16 protein-coding genes are annotated in these 21,244 nt (G+C 67.0%); 13 read left to right on the forward strand and 3 right to left on the reverse strand.

Annotated features, from left to right (window positions below; translation table 11 throughout):
* Positions 1 to 8: 8 nt before the first annotated feature.
* Positions 9 to 1,037: a hypothetical protein gene (locus HD842_RS05285; protein WP_183551883.1), complete on the reverse strand. Its 1,029-nt coding sequence runs from the start codon at positions 1,035 to 1,037 to the stop codon at positions 9 to 11.
* Positions 1,038 to 1,244: 207 nt separating this feature from the next.
* Between HD842_RS05285 and HD842_RS05290 the strand changes: the two genes are divergently transcribed.
* The 8 genes from HD842_RS05290 (at position 1,245) to HD842_RS05325 (ending at position 14,361) form a co-directional block, all read left to right on the forward strand.
* The gene (locus HD842_RS05290; RefSeq protein ID WP_183551885.1) at positions 1,245 to 2,528 is read left to right on the forward strand and encodes a lipoprotein-releasing ABC transporter permease subunit; all 1,284 of its coding nucleotides are present in this window, start codon (positions 1,245 to 1,247) and stop codon (positions 2,526 to 2,528) included.
* A gap of 48 nt (positions 2,529 to 2,576) precedes the next feature.
* Positions 2,577 to 3,842 (forward strand): lipoprotein-releasing ABC transporter permease subunit, encoded by a 1,266-nt coding sequence (locus tag HD842_RS05295; RefSeq protein ID WP_183551888.1) that lies wholly within the window; start codon positions 2,577 to 2,579, stop codon positions 3,840 to 3,842.
* Positions 3,843 to 3,858: 16 nt separating this feature from the next.
* On the forward strand, positions 3,859 to 4,578 hold the full coding sequence (gene lolD, locus HD842_RS05300; protein ID WP_370660788.1) for a lipoprotein-releasing ABC transporter ATP-binding protein LolD: 720 nt from the start codon (positions 3,859 to 3,861) through the stop codon (positions 4,576 to 4,578).
* Between the two features lie 4 nt (positions 4,579 to 4,582).
* Positions 4,583 to 5,389, forward strand: coding sequence for a TatD family hydrolase (locus tag HD842_RS05305; RefSeq protein WP_183551891.1), 807 nt, complete (start codon positions 4,583 to 4,585; stop codon positions 5,387 to 5,389).
* A gap of 124 nt (positions 5,390 to 5,513) precedes the next feature.
* Positions 5,514 to 8,387, forward strand: a complete 2,874-nt coding sequence (locus HD842_RS05310; protein WP_183551894.1) for a type VI secretion system Vgr family protein — start codon at positions 5,514 to 5,516, stop codon at positions 8,385 to 8,387.
* Complete coding sequence (locus HD842_RS05315; RefSeq protein WP_183551897.1) at positions 8,384 to 10,093, forward strand: esterase/lipase family protein; 1,710 nt, start codon at positions 8,384 to 8,386, stop codon at positions 10,091 to 10,093. Before HD842_RS05310 ends, HD842_RS05315 begins: the two co-directional genes overlap by 4 nt.
* Positions 10,094 to 10,212: 119 nt before the next feature.
* Positions 10,213 to 11,808, forward strand: coding sequence for a T6SS immunity protein Tli4 family protein (locus HD842_RS05320; protein ID WP_229424674.1), 1,596 nt, complete (start codon positions 10,213 to 10,215; stop codon positions 11,806 to 11,808).
* 201 nt (positions 11,809 to 12,009) lie between these two features.
* Entirely contained in the window at positions 12,010 to 14,361 is a 2,352-nt protein-coding gene (locus tag HD842_RS05325; RefSeq protein WP_183551901.1) for a DNA internalization-related competence protein ComEC/Rec2, read from the forward strand.
* A 10-nt stretch (positions 14,362 to 14,371) separates the two neighbouring features.
* Here HD842_RS05325 and HD842_RS05330 read toward each other — a convergent pair whose 3' ends face one another.
* Complete coding sequence (locus HD842_RS05330) at positions 14,372 to 15,817, reverse strand: sensor histidine kinase (protein ID WP_183551904.1); 1,446 nt, start codon at positions 15,815 to 15,817, stop codon at positions 14,372 to 14,374.
* A 1-nt stretch (position 15,818) separates the two neighbouring features.
* Positions 15,819 to 16,505, reverse strand: coding sequence for a response regulator transcription factor (locus tag HD842_RS05335; protein WP_183551907.1), 687 nt, complete (start codon positions 16,503 to 16,505; stop codon positions 15,819 to 15,821).
* A 123-nt stretch (positions 16,506 to 16,628) separates the two neighbouring features.
* Here HD842_RS05335 and HD842_RS05340 point away from each other — a divergent pair, with 123 nt between their 5' ends.
* The 5 genes from HD842_RS05340 to HD842_RS05360 all read left to right on the forward strand — a co-directional run bounded on the left by HD842_RS05340 (position 16,629) and on the right by HD842_RS05360 (position 21,223).
* Positions 16,629 to 17,171, forward strand: coding sequence for a periplasmic heavy metal sensor (locus HD842_RS05340; protein WP_183551910.1), 543 nt, complete (start codon positions 16,629 to 16,631; stop codon positions 17,169 to 17,171).
* Positions 17,168 to 18,106 carry an intradiol ring-cleavage dioxygenase gene (locus HD842_RS05345; RefSeq protein WP_229424603.1) on the forward strand — a complete coding sequence of 313 codons (939 nt, stop codon included), beginning with the start codon at positions 17,168 to 17,170 and terminating at the stop codon, positions 18,104 to 18,106. The genes HD842_RS05340 and HD842_RS05345 overlap by 4 nt, the downstream gene beginning before the upstream one ends.
* Positions 18,107 to 18,219: 113 nt before the next feature.
* Positions 18,220 to 19,029 carry an alpha/beta fold hydrolase gene (locus HD842_RS05350; protein WP_183551912.1) on the forward strand — a complete coding sequence of 270 codons (810 nt, stop codon included), beginning with the start codon at positions 18,220 to 18,222 and terminating at the stop codon, positions 19,027 to 19,029.
* Positions 19,030 to 19,110: 81 nt separating this feature from the next.
* Positions 19,111 to 19,677 (forward strand): dCTP deaminase, encoded by a 567-nt coding sequence (gene dcd, locus HD842_RS05355; RefSeq protein ID WP_183551915.1) that lies wholly within the window; start codon positions 19,111 to 19,113, stop codon positions 19,675 to 19,677.
* A 193-nt stretch (positions 19,678 to 19,870) separates the two neighbouring features.
* Positions 19,871 to 21,223 (forward strand): hypothetical protein, encoded by a 1,353-nt coding sequence (locus HD842_RS05360; protein WP_183551918.1) that lies wholly within the window; start codon positions 19,871 to 19,873, stop codon positions 21,221 to 21,223.
* Positions 21,224 to 21,244: the final 21 nt, after the last annotated feature.

Genomic DNA, 21,244 nt, shown 5'->3' on the forward strand with positions numbered 1-21,244 from the left:
CAGTGTTCTCACTTGAGTGCATCGAGCGTCGGGCTGCGCCAGAATTTGCGCTGCGCCAGCGCGCCCGTCGTCGTCTCGAGCAGGCCTTCGCGGCTGCTCAGCACCAGCGTCAGCTTGCTCACGCGGCCCGCCTTCACGGCAGCCAGCAGCGGCGCGAACAGCGTTTCTTCCAGTTGCCCCATCACCTGCAGCCAGACGCCCCAGTCGGCAGCCTGCGCCGCTTCGGCTAGCGGGCCGACGACGAGCGTGCGGTCGGTCGACAGCAGATCGGCCAGCCCCCCAAGCGAATCGAGCCGCTGATCGCCGAGTGCACCGAGCCAGCCCGGCACTGCGACACTCGCCAGCGGCTGCGTTTGCAGCTGCGTCCCGGCGGGCGCCGTCCGGCCCGCGCCCCAGACCCAGAACGCGTTCACGATCGGCAGCCGCCGCGTTTCGCGCGCGGCGTTCACCGGATGCGCATGCCACGCCATCTGCACTTCGTTCTGCAGGCGCCGATAAGCCAGCGCCGGCTGCCCCTTCGGCATGAAATCCGTCAGGTCCATATTGACGACCGTGTCCGGGGTGGCGGTCTCGAAACCGGTCCAGTCATCGGCGCGCAGGAACCACGTCTGCGCATCGCCGTAGCGCAGCGCGTGGCCAATGCTTTCGCAGAGTTCGGCAGCCGTCGCGAACAGCGCGCGGCTGTCGTCATCGGCCAGCGGAACCTGGCGCGTATCGGCCATTGTCAGGTGCGTGCGGGCGATCTGGATGTGACCGGGGGACACGATGTACCAGTTGCCGCCCTCGGGTTCCAGCCCGAAGCCGCGCATGGCGGCAACGGCCACATCGACCCGGCCCGCGGCGCCCAGGCCCAGCGCGCGCGCCAGCCAGGTTTCGTGGGGCAGGGCGTGGGTATGTTCGGCCGTGCGCGTGCGCGTGGCGCCCGACGCGCGTGAGAGCAGCAGCGCCAGCGCCGGCGTGTTCATCGCGCGGATCAGGTCGGGAGCAAATTCGGGAAGCGGCAGAGCGAACGGCAGGACGAGCGTAATATGAGCCATCCCGCTATTCTAGGGCAAATCGCCAACGCCAGCGGATAGCCAGCCCGATTCTCTGCCCGCATGCCCACCGGAATGCCCTAGTGAGTTTTTGATAATTGCGCCACAATCCCGGTTTGTCTGGCAAACTGCCGGGCTGATGCAGCCCGGCGCTGCGCCATTAATACAAAAAACACAGCGAAACACAGCGGATCGGTCGACACGGACAGCATGAGCATCACCCACAAACTCCCCTACGAATGGCAGATCGGCCTGCGCTACACGCGCGCCGGCAAGCGCAGCGGCCGCAACAGCTTCATCTCCTTCATTTCGATGGCCTCGGTGGCCGGCATTGCCCTCGGCGTGGCCGCGCTGATCGTCGTGCTGTCCGTGATGAACGGCTTCCAGAAGGAAGTCACCAACCGCATGCTGTCGATGCTGGCCCACGTCGAGATTTTCGACAGCCGCGGCGCACTGCCCGACTGGCGCGCCACCAGCCTGCAGGCGCTGCGTAACCCCGAAGTCAAGGCCGCCGCGCCGTTCATCGATGCGCAATCGATGCTGCTCGTCGATGGCGTCATGAAGCCCGCGCTGCTGCGCGGCGTGGCGCCGGTTGAAGAAGCGCAGGTATCCGACATCACGCGCCAGATGAAGGCCGGCAGCTTCGCATCACTGCGCGCCGGCTCGTTCAATGTGGTCCTGGGCCGCGCACTGGCCAAGTCGCTGGGCGTGGACGTGGGCGACCGCGTCACGCTGCTCGTGGCCAGCAGCGGCATCCTGGGCGGCGCCAGCACGCCGGGCGAGAACCCGCTGCCGCGCACGCGCGCGCTGACCGTGTCCGGCATTTTCGAAGCAGGCCATTTCGAGTTCGACTCCACGCTCGCCCTGATCAATATCGACGACGCTCAGGTGGCCACCGTCGCGACGGCGCCAGCGGGCATCCGCCTGCGCCTGCAAGACCTGCACCAGGCGCCACGCGTGGCCTATGAACTGCAGCGCTCGATGCCGGGCGAATTGATCATGCGCGACTGGACCAAGGTCAACACCGTCTGGTTCGCGGCCGTGCAATCGCAGAAAAACATGATGTTCATTATCCTGACGATGATCGTCGCGGTGGCCGCGTTCAATCTCGTCTCAACGCTCGTCATGACCGTCAAGGACAAGCAGTCCGACATCGCCATCCTGCGTACGCTGGGCGCCTCGCCGCGCGCGATCATGAAAATCTTCATGGTGCAGGGCACGCTCGTGGGCCTGCTGGGCGGTCTGCTTGGCGTGGGTCTGGGCGTGCTGGTGGCGCTCAATGTCGACGTCATCGTGCCTGCCATCGAACGCATCTCGGGCGTGCACTTCCTGTCGCAAGAGGTGTATCTGATCAGCGAGATGCCGTCCGAACTGCTGTGGGCCGACGTCGGCTGGATCGGCGGCGTCGCCGTCCTGCTGTCGTTCCTGGCCACGATCTATCCAAGCTGGGCCGCCTCGCGCGTGAAACCGGCAGAGGCACTGCGCTATGAGTAACTGCGCCTGTGTCGTCTGCCCCGATTCCAATCTGAAGCACGAGAATTCATGAGCATCATCCACAAACTGCCGTACGAGTGGCAGGTCGGCCTGCGCTATACGCGCGCCGGCAAGAGCAGCGGTCGCAGTAGCTTCATTTCGTTCATCTCGCTCATTTCCGTGGCCGGCATCGCGCTGGGCGTCGCCGCCCTGATCATCGTGCTGTCGGTGATGAACGGCTTCCAGAAGCAGGTCACCGACCGCATGCTGTCGGTGCTGGCCCACATCGAGGTGTTCGATGCATCGGGCAGCATGCCGGACTGGCAGGCGAAGGCCAAGGAAGCGGCGCGCAATCCCGCCGTACTGGGCTCGGCCCCGTTCGTCGAGACCCAGGGCCTCTTGGTGCGCGATGGGATCATGCGCCCGTCGATCGTGCGCGGCGTGCTGCCGGGCGTTGAAGACAATGTATCGACGGTGGCAAAGCAGATCCGCGCCGGCAGCTTCGATGCCTTGAAACCCGGCAGCTTCAATATCGTGCTCGGTTACGCACTGGCGCGCGCGCTGGGCGTGGGCATGGGCGACAAGGTCACGATGGTGCTGGCCCAGGGCCAGGTGACGCCAGCCGGCATGGTGCCGCGCACGCGCAGCTTCACGGTGGCCGGTATCTTCGAGGCCGGGCACTTCGATTTCGATGCGGCGCTGTCGTTCGTGCATATCGAGGATGCGCAGCGCCTCGAGCGCCAGCAGGCGCCATCGGGCCTGCGCCTGCGCATCGCCAATATGCGCGAAGCGCCGCAGGTCGCCGCCGAATTGAAGGCCTCCATGAAAGGCGACCTGGTCGTGCGCGACTGGCCCAAGCTCAATGCCAACTGGTACGCTGCGGTGCAGACCGAAAAAAAGATGATGTTCATTATTCTGACGCTCATCATCGCGGTGGCCGCCTTCAACCTGGTCTCGAGCCTCGTGATGACGGTGACCGAGAAGCAGGCCGACATCGCGATCCTGCGCACGCTGGGCGCGTCGCCCGGTTCGATCATGAAAATTTTCATGGTGCAGGGCGCGGTCGTCGGTGTGCTCGGCACGCTCGCGGGCGTGGCCATGGGCGTGGGCGTGAGCAAGAACATCGGCGTGATCGTCCCGTTCATCGAACGCTTGCTGGGCGTGGAGTTCCTGTCCAAGGATATCTATTTGATCAGTACCGTGCCGTCCGAGCTGTACACGCCGGACGTCGTCACCATCGGCATCGTGTCGGTGGTGCTGGCCTTTGCGGCCACGATCTACCCAAGCTGGGCCGCCTCGCGGGTGAAACCGGCGGAGGCGCTGCGCTATGAATAATGTGAAGAGTAATGAGATGAACGCTGCGATGAACGACGTGAATAAAACGAACGACGTACCCGTGCTGGCCTGCCGTGGCCTGGGCAAGACCTTCAACCAGGGCGACGCCATCGTGCGCGTCATCGACGGCATCGACTTCGCCGTGTATCGCGGTGAGCGCGTGGCGATTGTCGGCGCGTCCGGTTCGGGCAAGTCGACGCTGCTGCACCTGCTTGGCGGCCTGGATACGCCGAGCAGCGGCACGGTGAGCCTGCGCGGCGAGGATTTTGCGAGCCTGTCCGAATCCCGGCGCGGCGAACTGCGCAACACGGCGCTCGGCTTCGTGTACCAGTTCCACCACCTGCTGCCCGAATTCACGGCGCTCGACAACGTCATGATGCCGCTGCTGATCCGGCGCATGCCGCGCGCAGAGGCGCTGACGCTGGCGCAGGCCATCCTCGAACGCGTGGGCCTGGGCAAACGCGTCATGCACCGGCCCGGCGAATTGTCCGGCGGCGAGCGCCAGCGGGTCGCGCTGGCGCGCGCACTGGTCACGCAACCGGCCTGCGTGCTGGCCGACGAACCGACCGGCAACCTCGATCACACGACCGCGCAGATCATCTTTGACCTGATGCTCGAACTGTCACGCACCCTCGGCACCGCGTTCGTGATCGTCACGCACGACATGGAACTGGCGCGCCGCTGCGACCGCGTGCTGCGCATGACCGAGCACGGGTTACAGGCAGCAGAGGGCTGACGCCATGTGGATCGATACGCACGTTCACCTCGACGCCCGCGAATACGGCGGCGATGGCGCCGGCGTGGCGCGCAGGGCCGAAGCGGCTGGCGTGTCGATGATCGTCATCATGGCGGTCGAGCCGGGCAATTTCGATACGGTCGCCGCGCTGGCTGCCGGCAGCCCGAACGCCTGCTACGCGCTGGGCATCCATCCGATGTGCGTGCCGCAGGCACACGACGACGACCTGGCGTACTTGCGCACGCGCGTCGAAGCGGCGATGGGCGACCCGCGCTTCGTGGGCATCGGTGAAATCGGTTTGGATTTCTTCATTCCCGAACTCACGACGCCCGAGATGCGCGAGAAGCAGGCGCGGTTCTTCCGCGAACAGCTGCGCATCGCGCGCGACTTCGGCTTGCCAGTCATGACGCATGTGCGCCGCTCGCAAGACCAGGTGCTCAAGCACCTGCGCCAGATTCGCCCGCCGAGCGGCATCGCGCATGCCTTCAATGGCAGCCTCCAGCAGGCGCAGAATTTCATCGACTTAGGCCTGCACCTGGGCTTCGGCGGCAACCTGACCTTTACACGCGCACTGCAAATCCGGCGCCTCGCCACCGAGTTGCCGCTCGACTGGATCGTGCTGGAAACCGACTCACCCGACATTGCTCCCAGCTGGATTCATCCGGGCAGCAATAGCCCCGAGAACCTGCCAGGCATCGGCGCTGCGCTGGCAGAATTGCGCGGCGTGGACACGGATGTCGTGCGCGTCGCTGCCCATCGCGCCTCGCTGGCCGCCATCCCGCGCCTGGCCGGCTTGTGCGCCGCCGTCTAGCCAGGCGGCCAGGCGAAGTTCCCGAAACGGCGTCTGGCATCTGTGACACCTGACAAAACGCCATCAATACGGCGTGCCAAGATGTGCTTCCCCGAGAAGCGCATTGCATGGACAGGAGATTCACGTGGACAACGCCAGCGAATTCCTGCGCATGCTGCAGAACGACCGTTCGCTATCGGGGGCGCACCGGCCCATCCGGCTGCGTCTCGGCCACGCTGATCATCCACTTGCCACCATCCTGTTGCCGCAGCGCGTTACGGGCAGTGAAGCCATTTGCGGCGGCCTCGAGTACGCCGTCACCTGCGTTGCATCCACCCCGCGCCTGCCGCTCAAGGAACTGATCGCGCTGCCGGCCGAGATCGGGCTCGTCGCCGATCGTGGCGGATTGCGCGGCGTGTGCGGCATCGTGGCCGAAGCACGCGCCGGCGATTTCGACGGCGGCCTGGGCGTGTACCAGCTGGTGATCCGCGATGCGCTGGCGATCATGGAAAAGCGCATCAACAGCCGCGTGTTTCGCTACCAGAACGAACTCGAGATCGTGCAGGTGCTGTTCGACGAATGGCGCCTGTCGAACAGCGTGCTGGCCAGCGCCTTCGATTACGAACTCGATCCGCTGTTCGACCCGCGCCAGTTTCCGCCGCGCGAGCAGACCATGCAATACAACGAGTCGGACGCCGCCTTCGTGCGCCGCCTGCTGCGCCGGCGTGGCGTGGCCTGGACCTTCCGCCCCGGCCACGCGCGCACCAGGGCGCCGGGCTGCGAACGCGACGCATCGCCCGCCCATACGCTGGTGCTGTTCAACGATCCCAACACGCTGCCCCGCAACAGCGCCGGCGCCGTGCGCTACCACCAGGGTGGCGCCAGCGAAGAGCGCGACACGATTGTCTCGTGGTGCGCCGCGCGCCGCCTGCAGGCCGGCAGCACGACGCGGCACAGCTGGGATTATCGCAATCCGCTGGGCACCAGCTTCATGACGGCCACCGCGCGCGGCATGGCCGACCAAGGCCCCAGCGGCAATGGGCTTGCCGCCAGCCTGGACGACTACCAGGTCGAGATGCCCCATGCCGGCAACGACGTCGAAGACCACTGGCGCCTGGGGCAGCTGCGCATGAACCGGCACGAGCTCGACACCAAGTGCTTTCATGGCGCGGGCACCGTGCGCGACCTGCGCGCCGGCGAGTGGTTCACGCTCACCGGCCATCCCGAGATCGACACGCACCCGGCCGCCGAACGCGACTTCGTCATCACCGCACTGCAGGTCGAGGCCGAGAACAACCTGCCGGCTGACGTCGCGCAGCGCGTGCGGCGGCTGATGGGAACGGCGCTGTCTGGCGCCGATGGCGCGTTTGCCGCAGCGGCGTTGGCGTCCGTCGCCGGAGCTGCACCCGCATCTGCGTTTGCAACCGGCGCCATGCGCGTGAGCGTCACCTTCGACGCCGTGCGGCGCGGCATCCCGCTGGCGCCCGGTTTCGATCCGCGCACCGACCTGCCGCATCCGCAACTGCAAAGCGCCATCGTGACCGGTCCGCCCGGCGAAGAGGTCCATTGCGACGCGCTGGGCCGCGTCAAGATCCGCTTTCCCGGCATGCGTACGGACGACCATCGGCACGCACACGGGGCGGGGGCGTCGGGTACGCCCGCCGATTCAGCCTGGGTGCGCGTCGCATCCAACTGGGCCGGGGCTGGCGCCGGCAGCCAGCAGCAATCGGGCACGCTCGGGATGCCGCGCGTGGGCACCGAGGTCCTGGTGGCGTTCATGGGCGGCGATCCTGACCGGCCCGTGATCCTGTCGCAGTTGTACAACGAGCGGTCCCAGCCCCCGGCGCTCAGCCGCGCGGGTGGCTTGCCGGGCAACCGCTACCTGGCCGGCATGCGCAGCCGCGAGATTGGCGGCGCGCGCGGCGGGCAGTTGCTGTTCGACGACACCCCAGGCCAGATCGGCGTGCAGCTGGCCAGCGACCACGCGGCTGCCGAACTCAATCTGGGCTGGCTGTCCGAGCCGCGCACGAATGGCACCGCCGGTGCACGTGGCGAAGGCGCCGAACTGCGCAGCAGCAAGGCCGTTGCCGTGCGCGGCGGCGAAGGCATCCTGCTCAGCGCAGGCGGCAGCGATGCCGATGGTGACGCCCAGCTCGAACGCGGCGCGCTGGTCGGCATTGCCGAGGTGATGCACGGCGTGCTCGACGAACTGGGTCGGCTGGCGGGCGCGCATGGCGAAGAGCATGCGGCCACCCCGCGGCTGGCCGAGCTCACCGAACGCCTGCGCCGCTGGCATGACGGTTCCAACGTGGCTCCGGGCCTGGCGCAGGGCGGCGCGCCGATGGTGGCGGTGAGCGCGCCGGCCGGGGTGCTGGTGGCCAGCGACGACGCCATCGCGCTGGCCGCGCGGACCAAGATCGACATCGTCTCGACCGGCGACACCGAACTGGCGGCCGGGCGCAGCTTGTTTTTGCGGGCGTCGCGCGCGCTCAGCCTGTTCGCGTATGACCTCGGCATGAAGCTGATCGCGGCACGCGGCGACATCGTCGTCGAAACGCACAAGGGCGATATCGAGATCAAGTCGTCCAACCGGATTCGTCTGATCGCCGCCGCCGGCATCGAGCTCGAAGCGCCGTCCGTCAAGGTGGTGTCGCAGGGGACGCAAACCGACTGGCACGGCGGCGCAATCACCCACCAGAGCAGTGGCAACCACGTCATCAAGGCCGCCAGCGTCGACTACCTGACGGGCGGTGGCGGCATGCCGGCCGGCCTGCGGCTGCCGGCCACTACCCTCGAAACCGATGAGCGTGTGGTGGTGATCGACCGCCAGACCAATCTGCCGGCGAGGGGGCAGCGCTATATCGCACAGCATGAGGACGGTACCAGCATCGAAGGCATCACCGACGATGAAGGCCGCACGGGCATCCTGCACAGCTACGCCATGGGCGACATCGAAATCCGCCTGCTGGCCGATGACCAGTCCAGCGATCTGACGCCCACCAGCATGGACAGAGCATGAGCGAACCAACCCGGCCCATCCACCAGCCCACCGTCGAGCGCGACGGCAGCCTGGTAGCCCACACGGTCGCCACGCCAGTCGCATTCAAGGTGCGCGCCCGCGTCACGATTGGATCACGCAAGGTCATTCCCGTCATTTTCGTGCCGGGCAGCATGGGCTCGAACCTGCGGGCGCGTGCCAATTTGAACAAGCGTGACGACGACGCGCTGCGCGCGGGCGAGCCGGCATGGCGGCCACCGAATCACCTCGCCGGCAAATACCGCGAGGCCGACGTATGGGAAACACGCGCGCCTGCGCTGCGCCAGCGCATCCTTGATCCCGCCATCCTCGAGGTGGACCCTGACGGCGAACTCGACTTCCCGCTCTGCGGCCTGGAGCCCGACGTCATGCGCGAGCGGGGCTGGGGAGAAATCCACGCCGACTCGTACGGCGCGCTGCTGGTCGACCTGCAACGCAACCTGGACAAGACGTTCCAGCTCTCGCCCCAGGGCGCGCGCCTGGTGCGCCTGCACTGGAAGCGGGTGATGCAGTGCGACCCCGAACGCTGGGGCGTGCGGCAGATCGCGCATGTCACCGAAGCCGAACTCGAACACTACGCCGGCTACCAGTATCCGGTCTATGCCTTCGGCTACAACTGGCTGGCGTCGTGCGACGTGGCGGCAAAAAGCCTGCGCGCCCGGATCGACGGGATACGCGCCTTCTGGACCGAGCGCAAGCATGCATGCCGCCACGTGATCCTGGTGACCCACTCGATGGGCGGGCTGGTCGCGCGTGCCTGCGCGCGCCTGAGCGAGGGCGCTGGCGGCGCCTCGGACATCGCCGGCATCGTGCACGCCGTGATGCCGGCGCTGGGCGCGCCCGTGGCATACCGCCGTATGGCCTGCGGCACCGAGGCAGGCAACTTCACCAACGGGCCACTGGCCAATTTTGCGGCGTCCGGGTTCGCCGACATCGCGGGCGACACGAGCGCCAAGACGATGCCGGTGATGGCGGTATCGCCCGGCCTGCTACAACTGCTGCCGAATCATCTTTATCCGGCGCCGTGGCTGGTGATCAAAACGTTGCGCGGCGTAAGCGCGCACGAGGATATGCGCGACATGGTGTCGCTACCGGATGGCAATCCCTACGATATGTACCGGGACATGACGTCGTGGCACCGGATGATCGACCCGGCGTTGGTGGACCCGGCGCAGCGCTACACCAAGCTGCATGGAGGCCCTGTTAAGAAAATTCTCGACGCGATCAATGAGGCGGAACGCTTTCACCGCCAGGTTCTGGGCGTCGAAGGGAAGGGCGGCAAGAGCACACCGTACTATCACCGCCACTCCTACGCCTTTTACGGCGCGGACAAAACGCTGAAAGCCTACGGCAAGATTCGCTGGGTGGCGCGCATGCCCTCGACGTCGCCGGCCGTGCTCACGACCGCCAACGTGCGGGCAGCAAAGCTGGTCGCCGATGATGGGAAAGGCAGTGTCGACACGCGCGAGGTGGAAACCGCGAACGGTGTCCGGCTGCGCTTTGTCTTGTGGCCGCAGGACGAACAAGGCGATGAAACCGTGCCGCTGCAATCCGGCGCAGGGGCGGCATCGCACGTGCGCGGCGCGTTCGCAACAACGGGTTTTCGGCACCAGGACAGTTTCCAGCACGAAGACATACTGCTGCTGACGCGCCATCTCATCGTCAAGATCGTTCAGGAAGTCCGATGAAGCGGCTGAAGAGCCGCCGTGTGCGTTGGGTCGGTATAGCGATGGCGTCAGCCCTGACGCTGGTGTCCTTTCTCGCGAACTCGTTCCAGACCGACGAGGATAGGCAAAAGGTGGCAAAGATGACCGGCACGATGAAGACCGTCTGCGTGGGCCGTTTCCTGATCGACCTTCCCGCCGAGGCGACGGTGCGTCTGCGACGTGGCTTCGTCGGTGGTTACGACGTTGCCAGCACCGACCGTGAAACGGACGACGACTTCACGGAACGTCTTGGCGCACTGGAAAACACGCTGCTTGACGGGAAAGACGAGTACGGCAAGCTGGAGTCGGCGAAGGACTTGCTGTCAGCGACGGGGCAGGGCAAGGTGTTCGTGCATAACCGGCGCCCGGCCCAGACCATCGAAAACGGTCACATTGTGGCAATCGAGGACGTGGACGTGCACGGCCTGCTGAGACTACCCCACGTCAGCATTGACGCGCAGGCGCAGGGCATGGCGCCGGGCAGCGGGGACGGGCTGGCACGCGTGCTGCGCCGGTTTCGCGCGATGCAGCCCGGCGAGATACCGCGCGAGCCAGGATTCTGCCTCGGCCACGCCATCGTGCTCGACCCGTATGACGACGCCGACACGGAAAGCGTCGTGCTGTTCGCCGGCCTGCCGGGCCATCCTGACGTGAGTATCGTGCTCTCGTCGATGGCAGGGGTGACGCCCGCCCCGCGCCTGCTCGAACGGCATGCGATCACGGTCGACCGCCGTCCGCTGTTCATGCAGCTTGCGTTCTCGCATCTGCGCGAGGCGGCGCGCGCCATCAATGGCCTTGACGGCGATGAACTGGTCATGCGGGTGCGCGAGCCCAATTTCACGACCGGCTATTCGTTTCAATGGGAAATGCCCGGGCGCCAGGCAGATATCAACAGGCCGTTCATGACACTGGAGCTGGCCGCGGGCACCAATCCCGCCAGTGGCGGCAAGCCGGTGCAGTCGACGTTGTCGGAGGGGGCGCTGATCGATCTGTGGGACCGGATCGCCGGCAGTCTGCGGCTGCGGCCAACCGCACCTCAGGCGCCAGCGGTTGTCGAACCGACGGCCACTGCGCTCGGCGCCATCGCGCTGGCCGGTGACATTTGTCCGCACACGGGCTGGTGGCAATGTACCGAGGTCAACGCCCGCGTGCGCGTCTACAACGGGCAACGCCAGTTCATCGCCGAAGGCAAGCGCATGCCGCAAGCGCTGCTGCTGCCGCAACCAACCGTGTGGCAGCGGGTCAGGGGTTTGCAGCCGAGCTATGAAAGCCGGAGCCCGACCCGCTGGCGCCTGGCGGACAAGCGCCACCGTCCCCGTGCGCCGGTTCACGCCGCGCCAGCGGCTGCCGCGACCGGGTTAGCCATCCAGGGTCATGCAAGCAGTCTCGCCCCCGTCCTTGCGCCTGACCTTGCCCCCGTCCTTGCGCCTGACCTTGCCCCCGTCATTGCGCCTGACCTTGCGTTCGGTCCTGCGCCGGACCCGGACCTCATGCCCCACGGCGACGCCCTGATCGGCAGCGTCGCGCAGAGCAGTGCAGCCTGTCCGGCCAGCGGATGGTGGCGCTGTGACGACAGCGAGGCGCTCGATGGCACGCGCTGGTTTGCTGCCGGCAGCCAGCTGCCACGCGCATCGTTCGCACAACGCGTTCGCCGGCACAGCAGCTGGACACTGGTGCGGCTTGCAAGCGAGCCTTGAGTGCATCGATCCGATCCGGACAGCCGCTTGACGCGAACACAGGAAGGAGATGTCATGGACGGACCGGTGAGGCGCCAGAAAGGCTGGATAGTCCGCCTGACCGCAGTGGCGACGGACAGGTTCGTCGTCGCTGCAATGCCGATCTGCCACAAATTGGGCGGCAGCCGCCCGGCCGCCTGACCGACGTTCATTCACCAACCCATGCGCAGCGCAATCCTTGCTTTCACCGCAGGCGCTGCCTGGCTCCAGACCCGGCCCGCATTGCCGGAACCAACCAGCCTCGCAGCCTGCCTGGCCACGGCCATCATCGTTTGCGTGATCCTGCGCGGCTTGCCCCGCAAGCTGATTGCCGGCGTCCTGCTCGGCGCCTGCTGGGCAGCGCTCCTTGCCCAGAGTGCGCTGAGCGACGCGTTGCCGCTTGCAGACGAAGGCCGCGAGATCGCCGTGACTGGCGTCGTCGCCAGCCTGCCGCATCGCTTCGACGGCGGCGTGCGCTTTCAGTTCAACGTCGCGCACGTCGATACGCCCGGCGCCACCGTGCCGGCCAACATCATCCTGTCCTGGTACAGCGCCACCGCCGCCGATCCGGCGTTCGTACGGCCGGGCGAACGCTGGCGCCTTGTCGTGCGCCTGCAGCGCCCGCACGGCAACGCCAACCCGGACGGCTTCGATTACGAAGCGTGGTTGCTGGAACAGGGTGTGCGCGCGACGGGCTACGTCCGCCCGGCCGGCGCGCGCAATGCACGCCTGGCGGCATGGACACCGAACGCCGGCTACGCCGTGGAGCGGGCGCGGGGCTGGCTGCGTGGCCGCATTCTGGCGGTCCTGGACGGCAAGCCGTATGCGGGCGTGATCGTCGCGCTGGTGATCGGTGACCAGCGCGGTATCGACCAGGCGTCGTGGGACGTGTTCAACCGGACCGGCATCAGCCACCTCGTCTCGATCTCCGGCCTGCACATCACGATGCTGGCGGGCCTGGCCGCGTGGGCCACGTCGTGGCTGTGGCGCCGCTCATTGTTCACCGGTGCGAACCTGCCATTGCACTTGCCGGCCCAGAAGGCGGCCGCACTGGCGGGCGCCCTGGTGGCGCTGCTGTACGTGCTGCTTGCCGGCTTCGGGGTGCCGGCCCAGCGCACCTTCTACATGCTGGCGGTGGTCGCGCTGGCGCTGTGGTGCGGGCGCATCACCTCGATGTCGCACGTGCTGTGCCTGGCGCTGGGCGTGGCCGTGCTGCGCGATCCGTGGGCGATGCTGTGGCCGGGCTTCTGGCTGTCGTTCGGGGCGGTGGCGGCGATCCTGTATGCGTGCAGTGGCCGCCTGGATGTGCCCACGCGCGGCTGGCGCGCCGGTCTCGTGGTGGCGGCGCGCACCCAGTGGGCCGTCACGCTTGGCCTGGCGCCGCTCACACTGCTGCTGTTCGGCCAGGTGTCGCTGGTCAGCCCCCTGGCCAACGCAGTGGCGATTCCCGTCATCAGCCTGTTCGTCACGCCGCTCGCGCTCGCCGGCAGCGTGCTGCCGTCTCCGCTGGCCGATCTGGTGCTGGGCAGCGCGCACCTGGCAATCGTCGTCCTGGTGTGGCCCCTGACGTGGTTGGCCACACCCGCGCTGGCGGTGTGGACCGCGCCCGCGCCAGCACCGTGGATCCTCGTGCTGGCCCTGGCCGGCACCGCATGGATGCTGGCGCCGCGCGGCTGGCCGCAGCGCTGGGCGGGCCTGGCCGCGTGGACGCCGCTGCTGACCCAGATTCCGGCCGCGCCCGCGGCAGGGCGGTTCGACATCACGGCGTTTGATGTCGGCCAGGGCATGGCGCTGCTGGTCGAAACGCAGCACCACCGCCTGCTGTACGACACCGGGCCGCTGTATGCGCCCGGCGCAAGCGGCGCCACGCGCGTCATCCTGCCGTACCTGCGCGGCCGGGGCATCGGCCGGCTCGATGCGCTGGTGATTTCGCACAGCGACCTCGATCACGTCGGCGGCGCCGAGGCAGTGCTGCAGACGGTACGGGTAGGGCAGTTGATCTCGTCACTGCCCGATGGCCACCGGTTGCTGGGCAAGGCCACGCACCCGGCCCGCTGCAGCGCCGGCCAGGCCTGGCACTGGGACGGCGTGCGCTTCGAGATGCTCGCGCCCGACGGCGCCAGCTACGCCAACCCGCGCCTGAAGAGCAATGCGCGCAGCTGCGTGCTGCGCATCAGCGCGGGCGGCAAGGCGATCCTGCTCGCCGGCGATATCGAAGCGGCGCAGGAGGCTGCCCTGCTGGACACTGACGCCGACCGTCTGCGCGCCGACGTGCTGCTGGCGCCACACCACGGCAGCGGCACCTCGTCGAGCGCGGCGTTCCTGCAAGCGGTCGCGCCGACAGTCGGGATCTTCCAGGTAGGCCACCGCAACCGCTATCGCCACCCGCAAAAGCTGGTCTATGCGCGCTATGGCGCCATGGGCATCGAGCGCATTCGCACCGATGAGCGGGGCGCCGTCACGCTGACGTTCGGGCCCGGTCTGGACGTGACGACCTACCGCGCAACCCACGCCCGCTATTGGTACGGACGCTGAGCCGCAGATATCACCGTCCGGCCGCAGGCAGCGTGATCGTCACCTGCAGTCCCCCGCCATCGCGATTGGCCACCACGATCTCGCCGTCATGCGCCTGCACCACGCGCTGCGCAATGGCCAGTCCAAGCCCGTGCCCGTCGACACCGGTGCGCGACGCGCCAGAACGGAAGAATGGCTGGAAAATCGCCGGCAAGTCCTCGGGCGCGATGCCCGGTCCCCGGTCGCACACCTCGACCCGTGCCATGCCAACCACGGCGCGCACGGACACCGCCACGACGCCGCCCGGCGCGCCATGTCTGGCCGCATTGCGCACGACGTTCTCGAGCGCGCTCCAGAGCAGGTCCGGGTCGCCGCTGACGTTGACGCTGTCGTCGGCGTCGAAATCGACGCGCAGCGCCGCGCCGCGATCGTCTGCGGCCAGGGCCTGGTCGGCCTCAAAGCGCGCATCGGCGACCAGCCCGTCGACCAGCTCCACCAGATCCACTGGCTCGCGCCGCAGCACGTCGGGCGACGCTTCCAGACGCGACAACGTCAAGAGTTCGCCGATCAGCTTGTCCATGCGGTTGCTTTCGCGCTCGATGCGTTCGAGCGTGATGCCGATCTTGTCTGGCTGCTGGTGCGCCAGGCCCAGCGCCGCCTGCATGCGCGCAAGCGGCGAGCGCAGTTCGTGCGAGACGTCGTGCAGCAGGCGGCGCTGGCCATCCATCAGCGCGCGCAGGCGTGCGCTCATGCGGTCGAAGTCGCGGCCAAGGTCGACCAGTTCGTCGCCGCCCTTGGCGCCGGGGCCGAAGCGCGGCGCCAGGTCACCGGCAGCGGCAGCCTCGAAGGCGCTGCGCAGGGCGCGGATGGGGCGCGAGAAATACCAGGCCAGCAGCGCCGCGAACAGCAGGCTGGCCAGCACGGTGGCGCCGATCACGACGCTCTGGCCGATACGGCGGCGCGGGCCGGGGCCGGGCCCGAGGCCGGGCGTCAGCGTATCAGGGCCGGCGCCGTCGCGCAGCCCATCCTGGCGGCCGGCGTCGCGGCCGATCTGGCGCCCGAAGTCACGCGACACGAACGCGATGTAGTGCTCGCCGCCCGGGCCGACCAGGCGCCGCGCGCCACGCCACACGGCGCTGTCGCCACTCTGGGCGCCGTCGCGTAGCTCGCGTTCGACTGCATGCATCAGTTCGGCCGGCACTGCGCGGCCCAGCAGTTCGTGGCGCGATGCGTCGAGCACGAACAGTTGGGGGCGCCGCATGTCGGGCAGCAGGCTGCGCAGGGCGGGCAAGCCGCCGTGGCGCAGCGTGGCGGCGGCAGCGTCCAGCGCGATCGCTGCCGGCGGACCGCTGTCGAGCACGGGCGTCGCGCGTTGGCGCGCCTGGTCGCGCAGCCAGAACACGCCGCCCACGCCGATGGTCGCGGCCACCTGCGCCAGCAGGATGCACAGGAAGAACTTCCAGAACAACCGGCCCATGCTACTCCTTGATCAACTGGTAGCCCTGGCGGTAGATCGTCTGCAGGCATGAGCGGCCGTCGGCCAATGGCCCCAGCTTGTGCCGCAGGCTGCTCAGGTGGACGTCGATATTGCGGTCGAACCGTGCCAGCGGCCGGCCCAGGCCCTGTTCTGACAGGTCGTTCTTGCTGACCGGGCGGCCGGCATTGCGGGCCAGGACTTCGAGCAGATTGAATTCGGTGCTGGTCAGGTCAAGATGCTGGCCGTCCCAGGTGGCTCGGCGCTGTTCGGGCAGCATCGTCAGCTTGCCGACGCTGAGCACGACCCCCGGGCCGCTCTCGGGCACGGCCTGGGTGCGGCGCAGGATGGCGCGTACGCGCGCTGTCAGTTCGCGCGGCGTGCAGGGCTTGGCCACGTAATCGTCGGCGCCCAGTTCGAGGCCCAGGATGCGATCAGCGTCGTCACCGCGCGCCGTCAGCATCAGCACCGGCATGCGGCTGCCGGCGCGGATCTGGCGCAGCGCTTCGATGCCGCCCGCGCCCGGCATCATGACATCCAGGACCGCGATGGCATAACCGCCGGTCAGCGCGGCGCGCGCGCCGTCCTCGCCATTGTGCATGCAGGTGACGGAAAAGCCTTCCTGTTCGAGATATTCGGCAAACATGCCGACCAGTTCGACGTCGTCGTCGATGAGCAAAACGTGATTCATGTCGACAGGATAGCGCAGCAGGTCGGCGCCGTCTGCGGTGCTTTACGCGGATTTACCTGGCTTAGACGCGCTTTACACGCCACCGCCACACAATGCCCGCTCTGACAACACGAGAGGTCTTCGATGACACGAGCAGCTGCACCGACGAGCGAATTAAGCGGCCTGCGCGCCGCAATCGCGTTTTCCATCTGCCTGCTGGCGGCGCCCGCCGTCCTGGCCCAGCCGATGCCACTGCCGCATGGTCCGATGCACGGCGGCCCGCCGTTCGGCCAGATGCACGAACCCGATGGCGAGCCGGGTCCGTTCGGTACGCCACCATTCCTGCGTGACCTGGGCTTGAGCGATGTGCAGAACGACCGGATCTTCACGATTCTGCACAGCGAAGCACCCCGACGCCGCGCGCTCGATATCGCCGAGCGCAAGGCCGATGCGGCGTTGCGCGCGTTGGCGGCGGCGCCAGCACTTGACGGGGCCGCCGCGTCCGCTGCGGCGCAGGCGCTGGGCCAGGCCATCGCCGGCCAGGAACTGCTGCGCCTGCAAACGCGTGCGCAGCTCAAGGCAGTGCTGACTTCGGACCAGCGCGCACAGCTCGATGCGCTGCATGACAGGGGCCGCAAGGCGGACGACGAACGAAACAACGTCCCGCACGGAGGGGCCGGGAAATGAATGCAGCACGCCACGGCCAGTCCGCCCACGATGCGGACCATCACCACGAGACCGATCAAGGCCTAGAGCGCGACGTTGACCACCACCGTGGCCTGGCTGCTGACCTCGCGCGCCTGCTGACCCGGTCAACCACCCGGCGCCAGTCGCTGCGCTGGCTGTTTGCCGGCGTGGGCAGCGCGGTCCTGCCGCTGGCCGGTTGCGGCGGCGGTGTCAGTGCCGATGACGGCTTCGGTCTCTCCAGTTCAACGACGACGACGGGCGCCGCCAGCACGGGCAGCGGCAGTGCCGTCTGCTCGGTGATTCCCGAAGAAACGGGCGGGCCGTATCCGGGCGACGGCACCAACCGCAATGCCAACGGCGTGGCCAATGCGCTGGTCCTGTCCGGCATCGTGCGCAGCGATATCCGGAGCAGCGTGGCCGGCGCCAGCGGCGTGGCGGCCGGTGTGCCGCTGACGATCCGCCTGAAGATCGAGAACGTGGCGCAGGGATGCGCGGCCGCCGCCGGCGCCACGGTTTATCTGTGGCACTGCACGCGCGAAGGGGGGTACTCGATGTACAGCAGCGGCATCATCGGCGAGAACTACCTGCGCGGCGTGCAGGAAGCCGACAGCGACGGATACGTGACGTTCACGACCATCTTCCCGGGCTGCTATGACGGGCGCATGCCGCATGTGCATTTCGAGGTGTATCCGTCGCTGGCCAAGGCGACGAGCGCCGCGAACCGCATCAAGACATCGCAGTTCACGTTCCCGCTGGCGATCGCCAATGAGGCCTACACCAGCAGCGGCTATGCGAGCAGCATCGGCAATCTGGCGCGCATGAGCTTCGCGACGGACAACGTGTTCAGCGACGGGACGGCGCTGCAGATGGCGAGCGTCACGGGCACGGCCAGCCAGGGCTACAGCGCCGCGCTGACAGTCGGCGTAAATTGGTGAATACGCTCTAAACGCGTCCCGAAGATCGGGGCTGGGGCTGGAGACGCCATTACAATGGGCCGCATAATTTGGCCAACATCCCCGGCCCCCATCCTTGATCACCATCGCTGACCATGCCCAAACCGCTGCTGCACTTCGCCCACGGGAACAGCTACCCGGCTGGCACCTACAATCGCCTGCTGGCGCAGCTTGCCGAACACTACGACGTGCGTACGCTGGACATGCACGGCCACGATCCGCGCTATCCGGTCGGCGATGGCTGGAACACGCTGACTGACGAGCTGATCGCACACCTCGAAGGCTATGGCCAGCCCGCGATCCTCGTCGGCCATTCGCTGGGCGGCGCGATGTCGACGATGGCGGCGCGGCGCCGGCCCGATCTGGTGCGCTGCGTCGTGATGCTCGATTCTCCCGTGGTGGCCGGGTGGCGCGCGCTGGTCTGGCGCCTGGCCAAGCTGGCGGGGTGGGGCGCACGGCTGTCCCCGGCGCGCTTCTCGTACAAGCGGCGCGAGCACTGGCCGGACCGCGACGCCGCCTATCGCCACTTCCACGCCAAGTCGATGTTCCAGGCCTGGGCGCCGGGCGCGCTCGACGACTACATGGAGCACGGCCTGGCGCCGCATCCCGACGGCGTCACGCTGCGCTTCCGGCGTGACGTCGAATCCGCGATTTACCAGACGCTGCCGCACCACATGGGGGGCGTGATCCGCGCGCCGTTCCCGGTGCCCGTTGGCTTCATCGCCGGCACCGAGTCTGAAGAGATGCGGCAGGCAGGGCTCGCGTTCACGCGCAAGCTGGTGGGCGAGCACCTGGCCATGATCGAAGGCGGCCATCTGTATCCACTCGAAAAACCGGCGGAGACGGCGCAGCTGGTCCACGCAATGATCGAGCGTCTGCTCGGCGGCGCCAAGGCGAACGGGTAGGAAATCAATCATGATCAGGCCTCACGGCCAGCGCCTTTTCGCGTAAAATCGCGTGATTTTCTCCCTGCTGGAAACCCACAAATGACTATCAAGAGCGACAACTGGATCCGCCGCATGGCGCACAGCACTGGCATGATCGAACCCTTCGAGCCGCAGCAGGTGCGCGAGCAGGATGGCCGCCGGATCATTTCGTTCGGCACCTCGTCCTACGGCTACGACATCCGCTGCGCCGATGAATTCAAGGTCTTCACCAACATCAACAGCACGATCGTCGACCCAAAGAATTTCGACTCGAACTCGTTCGTCGACATCAAGAGCGACGTCTGCATCATCCCGCCGAACTCGTTCGCGCTGGCGCGCACGATCGAATACTTCCGTATCCCGCGCAATGTGCTGACCATTTGCCTGGGCAAATCGACCTACGCGCGCTGCGGCATCATCGTCAACGTCACGCCGTTCGAACCCGAATGGGAAGGCTACGTGACGCTCGAGTTCTCGAACACGACGCCGCTGCCGGCGAAGATCTACGCGGGCGAAGGCTGCGCGCAGGTGCTGTTCTTCGAAAGCGATGAAGTCTGCGAAACGTCGTACAAGGACCGTGACGGCAAGTACCAGGGCCAGGTCGGCGTGACACTGCCGAAAGCCTGAGCAACTGCACCACCGTTCTGCGCAGGATCAACCTGCCGCGGCAAGCGGGCATCTAAAGTCGAAGTTTCGTAACGACAATCAGGTGCGACCAATGGCCACGCGCGCGGTGATCTGTGAGGATGGTCCCACTGCTTGCGCAGGCGTGGTCGTTGTTGTGGAGGCGCGTCGTCGGAACGCCGACGACGGTGCTTAAATGACCGACGCCACGCCAGATGCACGCTGCACGCTTTCACCCCAAGGCACCTTGACGACCGTCCGTGTTGGGTCGAAATGCAAGGTCAGCTACAAGTTCGACACGCGCGCGACCAGCGCGGCGCTGGTCGTGCCCTATGTGGTGTCGATCGACGGCCAGGTTTTGCCAGAATATGCAGACAAGCCCGGCGCGCTGCGTGGCCAGCGCACGATCGATCTGCTGGTGAACCCCGGCAGCAAGGTTGCGCTCTTTCTCAACAGCGACGTGCATCCTTCGCACCGCAGCAATCCGGTGTACGCGCTGGAGGTTGGCCGCGACGATGTACAGGTGAATATCGTCGAGAAAAAGGGGCGCATCGGTCACGAACTGGCCACACTGCGCGCGCCAGTGTGCCGGCCAGGCGCCACGCCGGGCAAGCGCTTGCAAGTCTACGACGCGGCGCTCACCGGGGATATCTGGATGCAGATATCTCACCTTTACACGTCTGCTGAGGCAGATGCGCTGCTGCCGGCCGACACCGCCCCGGCGATCCGGGCTGCAGTACGCAGCATCTACGCCGGCCTCGCGCGCCCGGAAGTAAGTGTGAAATTCGCCGCGAGCGATACTGGCCCCGCGCTGACGCGGCGGGTTGTGTTTCGCGATGAAATGCAGGGCAATGTCCTCGAAAACACCACACACTGTCCCTGGCTTACCGGCATCCTGCCGCGAACCCACCCATGCGCGTTTGCTGCGCTGCTCACGGAAGCACACGCCGCCGGGGTGACGTCGGTGGCCGTGACCTCGGGCTGGCGGCCCAGCCTGGGGTCGATCGCGCACCGGGCCGGGTTGGGGCTCGATATCACGTATCTCGAAGGCGGTGGACAAACCGTTTTTCTCAATCGCGCATCGCTGACAAACGGCTCAGCGGCGGGCAATGGCAATGTCAGTGCGCGCGAGAAGGTGTTGTGGCGGGAGCATCAGGATGCGAAGGCCGAGCGGGCAACCCGTGAGCGTGAGCGGGGCGAAATGCGCGATCGCCTTGCGCGAAATCGCGAGTCGGGAAATCCGGCACAGTTAGTGAGTGAACTCGCGGATGCGAATGTTCGACTCGTCGCAGCGCGAGACCGCGAGAATATCGCGCGCGAAGAATGGGATCGCGAACGTAACCTGCACGAACCAGTGCTGATCTGCAAGTTGCGTGACCGGTTGGTTCGAAATGCATCAGTTAAACAGCTATTCGATCCGTGGTATATGGACGCCGATACGACGGACCAGATTGCTCCCGTCGCCAATGAGCAACGGCGCACGAACCCCAACGAACGCCTCCATAACAACCACCTCCACATTACTGTCCGCGAGCCAAAAATACTATGAGAAATCATGCTATAGGAGGGA

Origin of the sequence: Massilia aurea (assembly GCF_014200505.1) — a bacterium.
GTDB lineage: Bacteria > Pseudomonadota > Gammaproteobacteria > Burkholderiales > Burkholderiaceae_D > Telluria > Telluria aurea_B.